Here is a 13,471-nt window from a genome sequence, read left to right as displayed (position 1 = left end):
CCACACCGGTCACTCGGCAGCCGCCTCGCGCTGTGCGACCTCGCGGAGCGCGGCGAGCAGCGTCTCCGGCTCCTGCGCGCCGGTGACCGCGTACTTCCCGGACAGCACGAAGGTCGGCACGCTGCTCACGCCGAGCCGGTGGGCGGCGGACAGGTCGGCGGCGACCTCCCGCCGGCCCAGGTTCGACTCCAGGTACTCCCGGACCTCCGCCTCGCCGAGGCCGGCGGTGGCGGCGAGTGCGCCCAGCGCGTCCCGTGAACCGACATCCACCCCGTCGGTGAAGTGTGCCCGGTAGAGCGCCTCGACGATCGGCTCCGACCGCCCCCGCGTGGCGGCGAACCGGACCAGCCGGTGCGCGTCGAAGGTGTTGGCCTGTACCGCGCGGTCGAAGCGCATCGTGAGGCCCACCCCGGCCGCGACCTGCGTCACCTGTGCGGCCAGCGCCTCGGCTCGCTGCGGCCCGCCGAACTTGTCGGCCAGCGCGTCGAGCAGCGGGCGGGGCTCGGTGACCGGTGCCGGATCGAGCTGGAACGGCCGGTACGTGACGGTCACCTCACCGTCGTACGACTCGAGGGCCCGCTCCCAACGGCGCTTGCCGATCCAGCACCAGGGGCAGACCACGTCGGCGTAGATCTCGATCTCCATGGTCGAGGTGAACGCCGAGCTCAACCCGCTTGTTCCCGGACCTGGCGCTGGAGCCGGGCGAGGATCGCCGTGCCGCCGCGCACCCGCAGCGGGCTGATCGCCTGGGCCAGCCCCATCCGCTGGTACAGGTCGCCGGGCACGGCCAGCACTTCCGAGACGCTCGCCCCGGCCAACCCCTCGGCCAGGATGCCGGCGAAGGCACGGGTGGTCGGCGCCTCGGGCGGGCAGTCGAAGACCGTACTCACCGTGCCGTCCGGGTTGACGTCGGCCCGCAGGAAGAAGGCGGTCTGGCACTCGGGGACCTGCTCCAGGTCGTTCCGCTCCGTCCCGGCCGGCAGCGGCGGTATGACGTCGGCGTACTCCAGCAGCATCTCCAGCACCACGTCACGCGGCGCGGCGGCGAACTCCTCGACGATCTCGGCCAGCTTCGTCGGCATCTCGGGCATCCCGCCAGGCTACCGCCGCCCGTCGGCGCAGGCGGGCGCGTGCTCCAGCGGTGCAGTCAGCCATTCGGCGCGGCCTCGCTGATATCGGCGAGCGCCGAGGTGGGGTCGAGCTGCATGGCCAGGTCGCCCAGGGAGACGATGCCGACGAGCTTGCGTTCGTTGTCGCAGACCAGCACCCGCCGGATGTTGCGCTCGCGCATCAGCGAGGCGGCCTCCGCGGCGGTGCAGTGCTGTTCGATCATCACCACCTCGCGCGTGATGATCGAACCGATGGTGGTGGCCGCCGGGTCGCTGCGCTCGGCGACCGCCCGCACCACGATGTCCCGGTCGGTGAGCAGCCCGGCGAGAGTGGCGCCCTCGGTGACCACCACGTCGCCGATGTCCGCCTCCTTCATCACCCTGGCCGCCTCGTCGAGAGTGGTCTCGGCCGGCAGGTAGACCACCTGTTTCGTCATCACGTCACTGACCCGGAACATGAGAGCCTCCGTTGCGCCGTCGTCGATCCAACTGCGGTACCCCGTGGTGCGTCGGCTACACCCTGTCGCGGACCGCACGCACCTCCGTCGCCAGTCGCTCGACCAGGCCGTCGAACGGCAGCTCGGCGCGCTCGCCGGTGGCCCGACCGCGCAGTTCGACGTACCCGTCGGCCAGGCGGCGGCCGACCACGACGACGCGCGGGATGCCGATCAGCTCGGCGTCGGTGAACTTCACCCCGGCCGAGACGTTCACCCGGTCGTCGACCAGCACCCGCAGCCCCGCGTCGGCGAGACGTGCGCCGAGGTCGAGCGCCGCGTCGAGCTGCGGTCCCTTGCCGACGGCGACCAGGTGCACGTCGCACGGCGCGACCGCCGCCGGCCAGACCAGACCCCGCTCGTCGTGGTGCTGTTCGGCGATCGCGGCGACCACCCGGGACACGCCGATGCCGTAGCAACCCATGGTGGGCCGGACCGGCTTGCCCTGCGCGCCCAGCACGTCGACGGCGAACGCGTCGGTGTACCGGCGGCCGAGCTGGAAGATGTGCCCCACCTCGATGCCCCGCCGCATGGTGAGCCCACCCTCGGCACAGGCCGGGCAGGGGTCACCCGGGCGCACCTCGGCCGCCTCGATCGTGCCGTCCGGCGTGAAGTCCCGGCCGCAGACCACGTTCGTGGCGTGCCGTCCCGGCTCGTTCGCCCCGGTCAGCCAGGCGGTGCCGGCCACCACCCGCGGGTCGACCAGATACCGCACGCCCAGTCCGGTCAGGATCTGCGGGCCGATGTACCCGCGGACCAGCCCCGGGTGGGCGGCCCAGTCCTCGAAGACCGTCACGGTGGCGGGGGCGAGCGCGGCGTCGACCCGCCTGAGGTCCACCTCACGGTCGCCGGGGAGCCCCACCACCAGCAGCTCGGCCGCCTCCGCGCCCGGCCGGCGGACGGACAGCACCACGTTCTTCAGGGTGTCGGCGGCGGTCCAGTCGTCCCGGCCGGCGAGCCGGCGGGCGTTGGCCAACTCGACCAGGGAGGCGATGGTCGGCGTCCGGGGCGTGTCGTGCACCTCGGCGGCCGGCTGCGCCTCCGGGTCAACGGCGGCCGGGGCGCGGGTGGTCACCGCCTCGGTGTTCGCCGCGTAGTCGCAGGCGGTGCAGCCGACGAAGCTGTCCTCGCCCACCGGCGTGACCGCCAGGAACTCCTCCGACGCGGAGCCGCCCATCGCCCCGGCCATCGCGTGCACGACGGTGTAGTCCAGCCCGAGCCGGTCGAACACCCGGCGGTACGCACCCCGGTGCCGGTCGTACGACTCCGCCAGACCTGCCTCGTCCAGGTCGAACGAGTAGGCGTCCTTCATCAGGAACTCGCGCCCGCGGAGCAGACCGGCCCGGGGTCGGGCCTCGTCCCGGAACTTCGTCTGGACCTGGAAGAACGTCACCGGGAAGTCCCGGTACGACGAGAGGAGGTCCTTGACCAGCAGGGCCGCCATCTCCTCGTGGGTCGGGGCGAGGAGGTGCTCGGCGCCCCTGCGGTCGACGAGGGTGAAGATGTCGTCGCCGTACTCCGTCCACCGGCCGCTGGTCCGGTACGGCTCCGCCGGCAGCAGCGCCGGGAAGTGCACCTCCTGGTCACCGATCGCCGTCATCTCCCGCCGGACGATCTCGGACACCCGGTCCAGCACCAGCCTGCCCAGCGGCAGCCAGGTGTACCCGCCCGGCGCGGCCCGGCGGACGTAGCCGGCGCGGACCAGGAGCCGATGGCTCGGCACCTCCGCGTCCGCCGGGTCCTCGCGAAGGGTCCGCAGCAACGCGGTCGACGTACGAAGCAACATCAGCGCAGCGTACGGTCGGGGCGGCCGGATCGGCGATCCGGTTTGGCCGCCCCCGGGATTCGTTCCGGCCGGACGGCAACCCCGACGGCCCGTTCCGGCGTCTGAAGGGTCGTCAACCACCCCTATCAGGATCGGCTCGTGTGGACCCGCTGCTGAGTGAGTTCGACTCGTTCGTCCGCGCCCGGACGCCGGCGCTGCTGCGTTCCGCGTACCTGCTGACCGGGGACCAGCACCTCGCCGAGGATCTGGTCCAGTCGGCCCTGGCCCGTACCCACCGGTCGTGGAGCCGGCTGCACGACACGGGCAACGCCGAGGCGTACACCCGCAAGACCATGTACCACCTCCAGGTCTCCTGGTGGCGTCGCCGCCGCGTCGCCGAGTCGGTGACGGGCGAGTTGCCCGAGCCCCGGCGGCACGACGGCGATTTCGCCAGCCAGACCAGCCTGCGCCTCACCCTGCGGGCCGCGCTGGCCCGGCTCTCCGCGAAGCAACGCGCGGTGTTGGTGCTGCGGTTCTTCGAGGACCGCAGCGAGGCCGAGGCCGCGGAGATGCTCGGCGTCACCGTCGGCACCGTGAAGAGCCAGACCTCGAAGGCCCTGGCGAAGCTGCGCACCGTCGCGCCCGAGCTCGCCGACTTGTACGTCCTGGAAGGAAGCGTCCGATGAACGACCAGCGTCTCCGGCTGGACCTTGCCGACCTGGCCGAGGAGGTAACCCTGGTCGACGTGCGCGACCGTGTCCTGCGCACGTCGCGCCGGCTCGGCATCCGCCGCGCGGTCGCCGGCTCGGCCGCGGCGGTGGCACTGCTCGGCGCGGCCACCGGCACCGCCTTCGCGTTCTCCCCGAAAGGCAGTCCGGGTCCGACGCCCGGCAACCTCCCGTCCGTCGTGACCAGTCCCAGCCCGGCGGATCCGTGGGCGAACGTGGGGCGGATCTTCTACCTCCCGACGGTCAGTGACATGGGCAACATCCCCCTGACGGCCTGGCGGCCGGGGGGCCAGCCCAGCACGCTGGTCGACCTGCCCGGGTCGGTGCTGGGGAGCAACGCGGCGGTCTCGTCCGACGGCAGGCAGGTGGCGTGGGTTCAGGACACCGAACTCATGCTCGCCGACGTCGACGGGCCGAACCGGCGGGTCGTCAGCGCGCACGTGGAGGCAGGGAGTTGCTGGGGGCCGTCCTGGTCGCCCGACTCCCAGTCGCTCGCCGCGGCCGTCATGCGACGCCCGGGCATCCCGATCGCGCAGTACGGTCTGGTCGACCTCAAGACGGGGAGGTTCGCCCCACTCAAGATCAGTGTGAACGGCTGCCGTCCGGTCTGGTCGGCGGACGGCCAGCTCCTGGCGTACACCGACGGCGAGGGCCGGGTGGCGGTCACGAACCGGCACAGCAGTGCGACCCGCGTGGTGCCGAGGCTGGGCGGCAACAACGTCTACGACAGTTACCACGTGGTCAGCCTGTCGCGGGACGGCTCGCGGGTCGCGCTGCTGCGAACAGGCCCGACGGAGGACGATGGCGACATCGCTCGCGACCTGAACGCCAACGCGGTCGTGGACACCCGTACCGGCGCGACCGTCAATCTGCCGCTGGGTGGGCGGAAGTTGATCCAGGCGTACTTCCTGCCGGACGACAGGCTGGTGGCGCGGGTGAAGGGGGGCGGCGGCAACCAACATCTCCTGCTGATCGACGCCGACGGACACCTGGTGACCGAGGTCGCCGAGCCCGCGGCGCTGGCGAACCAACAGATCCTCGCCGTCACCTCGTCCTGACCGGTCGGGCGCTCGGCGCGACGCCCGACCGGCGGGAGAAGGTTGCCGTGAGCGGCCATTGTCACGTTACGGACATCGGCGGTTGTCTCCGGCAACCTTCCCCGGCCGGACTCCCGTCAGGGAGGGTATGCGCAGACCCACGCCGGAGGCGACGCGATGACCATCGACCTGTCCGACCGCACCGCCCGTCCCGCGCGGCACCGGCCCGGCCGGTACGCGATGACGGGCGCGGCCGCCGTGCTGGTGCTCGCCGTCGGCCTGGCCGACCTGCCCGGCGTACGCCGGTCCGCAGCCGCGCCGTCCGCCGCTCCCGCCCCGATGCTGCCGATCACCGCCACCCCCGCAGCGGCGGCATCACCGTCACCGTCCACCACCCCGTCCGGGACCGCCTCGGCCGCGCCGGCTGCCGCCGTCACACCGACCGGCGCTCCGTCGGCGTTCGGCCGGCTCTTCTACCTGCCGGCCGAGCACGTCGCCGGTGCGGAGGTCCGGCTACGGTCGTGGCGGCCCGGGCAGAAACCGCAGACTCTGGCCGCGTTGCCGCAGATGGCGGCGGTGGCCAACGCGAGTGTCTCGCCGGACGGCCGGCGGGTCGCCTGGGTGGATCCGGAGCGGGCGGCCACCCTCTTCGTGGCGGATGTGGACGGCTCGCGGAAGCGGGCGCTGGTCCGGCACGTCGACCAGTACTGCGTCACGCCGACGTGGTCGCCGGATTCCCGGCACCTGCTGTTCCGGGCCGCCGACCCGATGGGCACCCCGGGGCGGTTCGGGGTGGTGGACACCCGTGGGCGCAAGGCTCCGGTCCGGTGGTGGGACGCCGAGCCGCAGGCCTGCCACGCGCTCTGGTCCGCCGACGGGCGGGCCATCGCGATGAACAGCGCCACCGGGGTGACCGTGTTCGGCCCGGACGGCAGCCGTCCCCGCCCGGTTCCGCACCTGTCCGGTCCCGCGCCCTGGCGCAGCACCCACGTCGCCAGCCTCTCTCCCGACGGCGCCCGGATCGCGCTGTTCCGTACGCGGCCGAACGAGCAGGTGCGAGACATCGGCCGGATGCTCACGGTCAACGCGGTGCTGGAGACGCGGACCGGGCGGGAGGTCACGCCGCCGACCGGAGGCCGGGAGTTGCGGCAGGCGTTCTTCCGGCCGGACGGGTCGATGGTGCTGCGGGTGCGCGCGGGTACGGGGTACGCGTTGCTGCTGGTGAACCGGGGTGGGCGCCCGACAGCCGCAGTCACCGAGCCGGCCGGGTTGCGGGACTGGCAGATCGTGGCGGTCACCGGGTAGGCAGGCTGCCTCCGGCTGATCATGCGGGTCAGAACATCGCTATATTCCCCCGCATGAATACCCCTGTTCTCCGGCGACGCCTCACCGCCGGACTCGTCGCCGCCGTGCTCGCCACGGCCGGCGGGCCGCTGGTGTCGCCCGCCCCGGCGCTGGCAGCCGACGCCGCGCACCGCTCCCTGCGTACCGCCAGCAACCCCGACTGGATGCGGCGCCTGCCGGACGGCGCCAGCCTCGCCGCCCTCTCCCTGCCCGGCACCCACGACACCCTCTCCATCCACGGCGGAGCATGGACCCAGACCCAGGAGAACCACGGCAACAGCGCGGCCACCCTCGCCGCCCAGCTCCACGCCGGGGTACGGGCTGTCGACATCCGCGCCCGGATCAACGGCGGCAACACCCTCACCATCCACCACGGCGCGACGTACCAGCAGGCCAACTTCGACGACGTGCTGAACGTGCTCGGCTCGTTCCTCGCCGCACGGCCCACCGAGACCGTGGTCATGCGACTCAAGCACGAGTGCACCGGCGAGTTCGGCTCCTGCACCGACGCCACCGGGCAGCTCGGCTTCGCCGACATCTTCGACCGCTACCGCGACGGCCGGCCCGGTCTGTTCTGGGGCCCGTCGGTGAACCGGTGGGCCGGGGCCGCCGTGCCCACCCTCGGCGCGGTCCGGGGGAAGGTCGTCCTCGCTGTCCTGCACGGGCCGCGCGGCGGCCGGTACGGCCAGTACGGGCTGGCCCAGTTCGCCGGCTGGGGTGACGGCTCGTCCGCCTACGTGCAGGACGAATACCACGTGCCGAACGTCGGGGCGATCGCCACCAAGCGCGACCAGGTGCGCCGTCACCTCGACGCGACCAGCGCCGGAGACCCGACCCGGATGTACGTCAACTTCGCCAGCGGGGCGAGCGTCCTCGCCACCCCCGAGGCGGTGGCCGGCGGTGCGCTCGGGGTGCAGGGCGTCAACCCGTTCCTGTGGACCTACCTCAACGAGGGGCCGGAGGTGCACCCACCGGTCCGCCGTACCGGGATGCTGATGCTGGACTTCCCCGGTGGCGGGCTGATCGACCGGATCATCGCGGTGAACGCCGGCGGACGACCGTAACCGGGCCCACTCTGGTCGCGATGACGTCCGCCACGTCGGCCGGGCGGGTGGCGGCGGCCGGGACGGGCGCGGTGACAGACTGGTCGCCGCAGGCAACCGGACGAGGGAGGCGGCGTGCGCTGGCGCAGCTTCGTGGCGGTGGGGGACAGCTTCACCGAGGGCATGGACGACGCGTACCCGGACGGCACCTACCGCGGGTGGGCGGATCTGGTGGCGACCCGGCTGGCCGCCGAGGCCGGGCCGGACTTCGGGTACGCCAACCTGGCGATCCGCGGCAGGCTGTTCCCCAGCGTGGTGGCCGAGCAGGTGCCCGCCGCCCTGGCCATGCGGCCCGACCTGATCAGTTTCGCGGCCGGCGGCAACGACGTGCTGCGCCGCAGCTTCGACCCGCACACGATGGTCAGCCGCTTCGACGAGGTGGTCGGCCGGCTGCGCTCCGGCGGCGCCGACGTGATCCTGTTCCGGTTCGCCGACGTGCTGGCCCGGCTGCCCGGCCAGCGTCTGGTCGCGCCCCGGATCCAACTGCTCAACCGGGCTGTCGGGGAGACCGCCGAGCGGCACGGCGCGATCCTCGTCGACCTGTACGCCGACGACACGTTCCTCAACCCGATGCTGTGGAGCACCGACCGGCTGCACCTGTCCGCCGCCGGGCACCGGCGGGTAGCCGGGCAGGTGCTGACCGCACTCGGAGTCGGCTGTGACGAGGAGTGGCTGCTCGTCCCCGAGCGGCCCGCGCCCACGCCGTGGCTGGCCGCCCGCGCCGCCGACCTGCGCTGGGCCGGCCGGCACCTCGCCCCGTGGATCAGGAGGCGGCTGACCGGCCGCTCCTCCGGCGACCTGGTCACCGCCAAGCGCCCGGCGCTCGGTCCGGTCACGGAATGACGGTGCGGACCGTCCACACCGCCAGCCGCCTCCGGACGACCCTCGACGGGAAGCCCGTCCCCGACCGGGCCGTGCTGGTCGCCGGCGACCGCATCGAGGCGGTCGCGTCGCTGGACGAGCTGACGCAGGCGTACCCGACCGTGCGGGTGCGGCGGTGGGCCGGCACCCTGGGGCCGGCGCTGGTGCACGACGGGCCGCTGCCCCCGGCCCCCAGCCCGCGCGAGCGGGTGCACGCGCTGTTCCGGGCCGGGGTGGCGGCGGTGCCCGCCGCGTACCTGACCGACCCGGAGCTGCGGGCCGCCGCCGTCCGCAACGACATGGCCGTGCCCGCCGGGCCGTGCCCGCCGGTGTTGGTGACCGGCGGGCGGGCCGACCTGGCCGTCTTCGCCGACGACGGCACCTGCCTGGCCACGGTGGTCGCCGGTCGGCTGGTGCACCGCCGGGCCTGACCGGTCAGGAGAAGTACCGCACCCAGGTGCGTTCGACGCCCGATCCGACGCCCAGCGCCTTCGTGCCGTTGTAGTCCAACTCGATGGTGCCGTCGGCCAGCACCCCGACGCCCGGTCCGGTCGACCCCGGTCCGTCCCGGAGCTCGGGGCGGTCGACGTAGCGGCCGTCGACCAGGAAGCCGACGGTTCCGGAGCCGCCGCCGACGATCAGCAGCCCGTCGTCCAGCGCGGCCACCGAGCCCGTGTCGTCCGGCAGGCCGGGAAGCTCCCGCCAGCTGTCGCCGGTGAGCCGCCACAGCGGCTTGCGCTCCTGGAAGCCGGCCAGCCAGACGTGCCGACCGTCCGGTGACACCAGCAGGGTGAGTTCGCCGGGCACCGACGGCAGCGTCCGCCACCGGTCCGTCGTCGCGCTGCCACGGACCAGCACGACTGTCCGGCCCCGCTGGTGGACCGCCAGCCACAGCCGCCGGTCGCGGCCCTCGACGAGCTGTTGGTTCTGGTCGATCCGCAGCTCCACCGGCGGCTGGTCGGGAACCCGCCGCCCCCCGACATTCGTCAGCACGCGGCGGCCGCACACGGGACCCGGGTCGACCACGGTCAACGCGGCCGCGCCCGGGCAGCCGAGCAGGTATCCACTGAGGGTGGCCAGCGCCCGCTGTGCCGGCGGTGGCGGAGACTGCCGCGGATGCTCGCTGAAGGTCCTGCCGCCGTCGGAGGTCACCAGCCAACCCGTCTCCGCCATCACGGTCAGCGTCTCGCCGTCCGGTGCGGGGAGTAGCTGGAGGTGGCCCCGGATGGTGTCCGGGACGGCGGCCGCCCGCCAGGTCAGGCCGCCGTCGTCGGTCCACGCCACCGCGGACCGGCAGTTTGAGGTCGAGCCACCGACCGCGCAGGTGCTGAACAGGCCCCAGCCGGCGCGGGCGTTGACGAACCGCAGCTCCCGCAGTTCGCCGGGCGCGCCGGAGGGCGCGACCCGGCGTATCACCGGCCCGTCGGACGGGCTGGGCGTGGCGCTGGGTGTCGGTGCCGGCGTCGGCGGTGCGTTGTCCGTCCCGGCCAGGGCGAACGCGCCGGCGGGGCCGCCCAGCAGCAGCGCCACCAGCCCTGCCAGGAATCCCCTGCGACGGCGTCGGAGGATCCGGGCGCGCCGCCGGGCCGCGGCGACCCCCGGAGGACGGAACATGGTCAGGGCTTCCGCCTCGAACTCGGCGAACACCCGATCGACTGTGCTCTCAGGCATCGGGGGCCTCCTCGGAGAAGTAGGTGGCCAGCGCGGCGCGACCCCGGGAGAGCCAGGAGCGGACGGTGCCCTCCGCCGCACCGGCCTGCTCGGCGATCTCCCGGACGCTCAGGTGGCCCAGGTGGTGCAGGACGATCGCCTGCCGCTGCGAGGCGGGCAGGGTGGCCAGGGCCCGGGTCAGCGCCACCCGGTCCGGCTCCGGGCCGGGCACGTGTTCCTCCCGCTGCCGGGCCAGGTGGCGCACCGCGGTACGCATCCGGCGCAGCCGGCTGGTTGCCAGGTTCCAGGCCACCCGCCGGACCCAGGCCGACGGGTCGTCGTACCCGCTGACCCGGTCCCAGCGTTCCAGGGTCCGGCAGAACGCCTCCTGGGTGAGATCCTGCGCCTCGGCGTGGTCTCCCAGGTAGGCGTAGAGCTGCACCGCGATCCGGTGGAAGTGCGCCTGGTAGAAGGCGGTGAAGTCCCCGGCTGGCGCGGCGTCCGGGGGTGACCCGGTCTGCTGCCGTACGGTCATGTCGGTCCTCTGTGGTCGGCGGGTCCCGCCCCTGACACGTGTGGCCGGTCTGGTCCGCTGCGCCCGATGACCGTTCGCCCGGCCCGGATCCGGCGTACCTTGGGGATCATGCCTGTGCCGAGCGATCCGAATCCCCGCCTCCAGTCGTACGCCGATCCGCGGCGTCTGGTCACCACGGAGTGGCTGGCCGAGCATCTGGGCGACGATGGTCTCGTCGTGGTCGAGTCCGACGAGGACGTGCTTCTCTACGACACCGGCCACATCCCGGGCGCGGTCAAGGTCGACTGGCACACCGAACTGAACGACCAGGTCACCCGCGACTACCTCGACGCCGTCAGCTTCGCCGAGCTGTGCGCCGCGAAGGGCATCGGCCGGGACGACACGGTGGTCTTCTACGGCGACAACTTCAACTGGTGGGCCGCGTACGCCCTCTGGGTCTTCTCCCTCTTCGGCCACCCGGACGTGCGGCTGCTCGACGGTGGTCGGCAGAAGTGGGCGGCCGAGGGGCGTGAGCTGACCCGGGAGAAGGTCATCCGTCCGCGCGCCGAGTACCCGGTGCCGGAGCGCAACGACGCGCCGATCCGGGCGTACCGGGAGCAGGTGATGGCGCACGTCGCCGCCGGCCGGCCGCTGGTCGACGTGCGCTCACCGGGCGAGTACACCGGCGAGATGCTGCACATGCCGGACTACCCGCAGGAGGGCGCGCTGCGTGGCGGGCACATCCCGGGCGCGGTGAACAAGCCGTGGAAGTCCGCCGCCAACGACGACGGCACCTTCAGATCGGCCGACGAACTGCGCGCGATCTACGCCGACCAGTTGGGGCTGAGCCGATCCGACGACGTGGTGGCGTACTGCCGGATCGGGGAGCGGTCCAGCCACACCTGGTTCGTGCTGCGGCACCTGCTGGGCTACCCGCAGGTGCGCAACTACGACGGCTCGTGGACCGAGTGGGGCAACCTGGTCCGCGCCCCCGTCGTCAAGGGTGACCAACCGGGTGGCCTGACCCCCTGACGCCTACCGTCGCCGGGCCTGGCCCGCCCCGGCCGGCGAGGTCAAGCTGGTGCCGCTGGTCGACGTCGTCGACCTGCTCGACGACGGCCCGGCCACCGCCGTGGTCCAGGTGGTCGGCAACCTGCTGGTCTTCGCCGCGTTGGGCTTCCTCGCCCCGGTACGCTGGGCCGCCCTGGCCGGCGTCGGCCGGCTCTTCCTGCTCGGCGTGGCCGGCTCCGCGCTGGTCGAGTGGTTGCAGTACGCGTTGGACCTGGGCCGGGTCACCTCCGTCGACGACGTGCTGATCAACGCGACCGGAGCGGCCCTGGCCGCGCTGGCGTCCCGGCCGCGGTGGGCGGGGCGCCGGCCGGTACCGCAGCGGCCGGCCGCAGTGCCCGCCACGCCGTGAGCGTGACCAGCGCGAACGCTCCGGCCACCGCGACCACCACCGGTTCCACCCCGTACGCGGCACCGGCCAGCCCCGCCACCGTCGCGCCGACCGGCGCGGTGAGCAGCGTCACCGTCCGCTGCGCCGCGCCGACCCGGCCGAGCAGCCCGGCCGGCACCCGACCCTGGCCGTACGCGGCCCACAGGCTGTTCCACACCGTGCCGCCCGCGCCGAAGACCGCCAGCGCCAACCCACCGACCACCGGCTGCCGGACCAGCGCGAACACCGTCAGGGCGACGGACTGCGCCAGGAGTGCCACGCGGAGCGCCCGCACCGTACCGAGCCGGGCGGCCAGCCGTCCCGCCGCCAACGCCCCGGCCAGGCCGCCGAGCACCGCCCCCGCCAGGAACAGTCCGTACCCGGCGGCCGGCACCCGCAACACGTCCAGCGCGTAGAGGACCAGGACCGCCATCAGCGCGCTGATCGCCAGGTTGGCGCCCCCGCCGAGCAGCGCCATCCGCCACATCAGCGGGTCGCCCCGCAACCACGCCACTCCGACCAGCGCCTCCCGGTGGAGCCGGCCGCCCCGGGCCTGCCCGCTGCCCGGAGCGGGGCTGTCCTGCGGCCCTCCGCCGTGCGGGGCGCGGGTGTCGCCGGGGCGCGACCCGTCGGCTGGCTCTCCGCGCCACCCCCGCCCGTTGCCGTCGCCCGGTGGGGGTGCGGCGGCGGGGAGGGCGAGCACCAGCAGGGCCGCCGCGGCGAAGGTGAGGGCGTCGACCGCGAAGGGAAGAGCGGCCGACACCGTGAAGAGGACGCCGGCCAGCGGGGCGCCGAGGAACCCGGCGGCGACCGCCGTACCGGCCTGGAGGCGGCCGTTGGCGGTGGGCAGGACGGCCGGGGTGACCAGCGCGGGCAACAGGGCGTACGCGGCGGCGTCGAAGAGCACGCCGAGCGTGGCCAGCAGGAACGCCGCCGCCACCAGCACCGCGACACCGGCCCGGTCCACCGCGACCGCGACGGCCAGCACCGCCACCAGCGCCGCCCGCGCGGCGTCCACCACCGCCATCGTCCGGCGGCGGTCCCAGCGGTCCGTGTACACGCCGCCGAGCAGGCCGAACAGCAGCGACGGAAGTTGCCCGGCGACGGTCACCACGGCCACCGCCCGGGGATCGCGGGTGAGCGTGGCGGCCAGCAGGGCCAGTGCCGGCGTACGCACCGAGTCGCCGAAGCGGGAAGTCACGGCGGCCGACCAGAGCAGTCGGTAGGGGTGGCCGAGACGGTGGGCGGTCATGTGACGCAGCGTGGACCCTTGACCAGGTGGAGGGTCAAACGGAAGGTTCGGGAGCGGTCGGAATCCCTACGGCCGACCGGGGCACGGCCAGCGGTGGGGCCGGACGGTGCGAATGTGCGGCGACCGGTGGGTAACCGAGCCTCCTTTACGGCGGGCGGGCGGTCTAGGCTTGCCCG

The 13,471-nt window shown here is 73.9% G+C and carries 15 protein-coding genes; 8 read left to right on the top strand and 7 right to left on the bottom strand.

Annotated features, from left to right (window positions below; all coding sequences use genetic code 11):
- Positions 1–9: 9 nt before the first annotated feature.
- Genes E1165_RS10080 through E1165_RS10065 form a run of 4 tightly spaced genes read right to left on the bottom strand, consistent with a single transcriptional unit; the run spans position 10 to position 3,389 of the window.
- Positions 10–645 carry a DsbA family oxidoreductase gene (locus E1165_RS10080; protein ID WP_132390019.1) on the bottom strand — a complete coding sequence of 212 codons (636 nt, stop codon included), beginning with the start codon at positions 643–645 and terminating at the stop codon, positions 10–12.
- 20 nt (positions 646–665) lie between these two features.
- Positions 666–1,091: a SufE family protein gene (locus E1165_RS10075; protein WP_132390017.1), complete on the bottom strand. Its 426-nt coding sequence runs from the start codon at positions 1,089–1,091 to the stop codon at positions 666–668.
- Between the two features lie 56 nt (positions 1,092–1,147).
- Positions 1,148–1,567 carry a CBS domain-containing protein gene (locus E1165_RS10070; RefSeq protein WP_132390015.1) on the bottom strand — a complete coding sequence of 140 codons (420 nt, stop codon included), beginning with the start codon at positions 1,565–1,567 and terminating at the stop codon, positions 1,148–1,150.
- A gap of 55 nt (positions 1,568–1,622) precedes the next feature.
- The gene (locus E1165_RS10065) at positions 1,623–3,389 is read right to left on the bottom strand and encodes a proline--tRNA ligase (RefSeq protein WP_132390013.1); all 1,767 of its coding nucleotides are present in this window, start codon (positions 3,387–3,389) and stop codon (positions 1,623–1,625) included.
- A 140-nt stretch (positions 3,390–3,529) separates the two neighbouring features.
- On the opposite strand from E1165_RS10065, the gene E1165_RS10060 reads away from it, so the two are divergent.
- The 6 genes from E1165_RS10060 (at position 3,530) to E1165_RS10035 (ending at position 8,872) form a co-directional block, all read left to right on the top strand.
- Positions 3,530–4,054: a SigE family RNA polymerase sigma factor gene (locus E1165_RS10060; protein ID WP_132390011.1), complete on the top strand. Its 525-nt coding sequence runs from the start codon at positions 3,530–3,532 to the stop codon at positions 4,052–4,054.
- Entirely contained in the window at positions 4,051–5,154 is a 1,104-nt protein-coding gene (locus E1165_RS10055) for a hypothetical protein (protein ID WP_132390009.1), read from the top strand. The genes E1165_RS10060 and E1165_RS10055 overlap by 4 nt, the downstream gene beginning before the upstream one ends.
- A 156-nt stretch (positions 5,155–5,310) precedes the next feature.
- On the top strand, positions 5,311–6,438 hold the full coding sequence (locus tag E1165_RS10050) for a hypothetical protein (RefSeq protein ID WP_132390007.1): 1,128 nt from the start codon (positions 5,311–5,313) through the stop codon (positions 6,436–6,438).
- 53 nt (positions 6,439–6,491) lie between these two features.
- Entirely contained in the window at positions 6,492–7,541 is a 1,050-nt protein-coding gene (locus E1165_RS10045; protein WP_132390005.1) for a phosphatidylinositol-specific phospholipase C, read from the top strand.
- 114 nt (positions 7,542–7,655) lie between these two features.
- Positions 7,656–8,423, top strand: coding sequence for an SGNH/GDSL hydrolase family protein (locus tag E1165_RS10040; RefSeq protein WP_132390003.1), 768 nt, complete (start codon positions 7,656–7,658; stop codon positions 8,421–8,423).
- Positions 8,420–8,872: a hypothetical protein gene (locus E1165_RS10035; protein WP_243704688.1), complete on the top strand. Its 453-nt coding sequence runs from the start codon at positions 8,420–8,422 to the stop codon at positions 8,870–8,872. Before E1165_RS10040 ends, E1165_RS10035 begins: the two co-directional genes overlap by 4 nt.
- 4 nt (positions 8,873–8,876) lie before the next feature.
- On the opposite strand, the gene E1165_RS10030 is transcribed toward E1165_RS10035, so the two are convergent.
- Both E1165_RS10030 and E1165_RS10025 read right to left on the bottom strand, forming a co-directional pair.
- Positions 8,877–10,112, bottom strand: a complete 1,236-nt coding sequence (locus E1165_RS10030) for a hypothetical protein (protein ID WP_132390001.1) — start codon at positions 10,110–10,112, stop codon at positions 8,877–8,879.
- A complete protein-coding gene (locus E1165_RS10025; RefSeq protein WP_132389999.1) occupies positions 10,105–10,626 on the bottom strand; it encodes a SigE family RNA polymerase sigma factor in 522 nt (173 codons plus the stop codon). Before E1165_RS10025 ends, E1165_RS10030 begins: the two co-directional genes overlap by 8 nt.
- Positions 10,627–10,734: 108 nt before the next feature.
- On the opposite strand from E1165_RS10025, the gene E1165_RS10020 reads away from it, so the two are divergent.
- Both E1165_RS10020 and E1165_RS10015 read left to right on the top strand, forming a co-directional pair.
- Positions 10,735–11,637 (top strand): sulfurtransferase, encoded by a 903-nt coding sequence (locus E1165_RS10020; RefSeq protein ID WP_132389997.1) that lies wholly within the window; start codon positions 10,735–10,737, stop codon positions 11,635–11,637.
- Between the two features lie 49 nt (positions 11,638–11,686).
- Positions 11,687–12,025 carry a VanZ family protein gene (locus E1165_RS10015; RefSeq protein ID WP_243704687.1) on the top strand — a complete coding sequence of 113 codons (339 nt, stop codon included), beginning with the start codon at positions 11,687–11,689 and terminating at the stop codon, positions 12,023–12,025.
- Here E1165_RS10015 and E1165_RS10010 read toward each other — a convergent pair.
- A complete protein-coding gene (locus E1165_RS10010) occupies positions 11,922–13,295 on the bottom strand; it encodes an MFS transporter (RefSeq protein ID WP_132389993.1) in 1,374 nt (457 codons plus the stop codon). The genes E1165_RS10015 and E1165_RS10010 overlap by 104 nt on opposite strands.
- Between the last annotated feature and the right edge of the window lie 176 nt (positions 13,296–13,471).

Origin of the sequence: Micromonospora sp. KC723, assembly GCF_004348595.1 — a bacterium.
In the GTDB taxonomy this organism is placed as follows: Bacteria; Actinomycetota; Actinomycetes; order Mycobacteriales; family Micromonosporaceae; genus Micromonospora.
This window is presented reverse-complemented; position numbering and strand designations above follow the sequence as displayed.

What these genes read in the sequence shown, in the direction of transcription:
- E1165_RS10080 (WP_132390019.1), bottom strand. Translation starts at nt 645, where the DNA reads ATGGAGATCGAGATCTACGCCGACGTGGTCTGCCCCTGGTGCTGGATC.
- E1165_RS10075 (WP_132390017.1), bottom strand. Translation starts at nt 1,091, where the DNA reads ATGCCCGAGATGCCGACGAAGCTGGCCGAGATCGTCGAGGAGTTCGCC.
- E1165_RS10070 (WP_132390015.1), bottom strand. Translation starts at nt 1,567, where the DNA reads ATGTTCCGGGTCAGTGACGTGATGACGAAACAGGTGGTCTACCTGCCG.
- E1165_RS10065 (WP_132390013.1), bottom strand. Translation starts at nt 3,389, where the DNA reads ATGTTGCTTCGTACGTCGACCGCGTTGCTGCGGACCCTTCGCGAGGAC.
- E1165_RS10055 (WP_132390009.1), top strand. Translation starts at nt 4,051, where the DNA reads ATGAACGACCAGCGTCTCCGGCTGGACCTTGCCGACCTGGCCGAGGAG.
- E1165_RS10050 (WP_132390007.1), top strand. Translation starts at nt 5,311, where the DNA reads ATGACCATCGACCTGTCCGACCGCACCGCCCGTCCCGCGCGGCACCGG.
- E1165_RS10045 (WP_132390005.1), top strand. Translation starts at nt 6,492, where the DNA reads ATGAATACCCCTGTTCTCCGGCGACGCCTCACCGCCGGACTCGTCGCC.
- E1165_RS10035 (WP_243704688.1), top strand. Translation starts at nt 8,420, where the DNA reads ATGACGGTGCGGACCGTCCACACCGCCAGCCGCCTCCGGACGACCCTC.
- E1165_RS10030 (WP_132390001.1), bottom strand. Translation starts at nt 10,112, where the DNA reads ATGCCTGAGAGCACAGTCGATCGGGTGTTCGCCGAGTTCGAGGCGGAA.
- E1165_RS10025 (WP_132389999.1), bottom strand. Translation starts at nt 10,626, where the DNA reads ATGACCGTACGGCAGCAGACCGGGTCACCCCCGGACGCCGCGCCAGCC.
- E1165_RS10020 (WP_132389997.1), top strand. Translation starts at nt 10,735, where the DNA reads ATGCCTGTGCCGAGCGATCCGAATCCCCGCCTCCAGTCGTACGCCGAT.
- E1165_RS10010 (WP_132389993.1), bottom strand. Translation starts at nt 13,295, where the DNA reads ATGACCGCCCACCGTCTCGGCCACCCCTACCGACTGCTCTGGTCGGCC.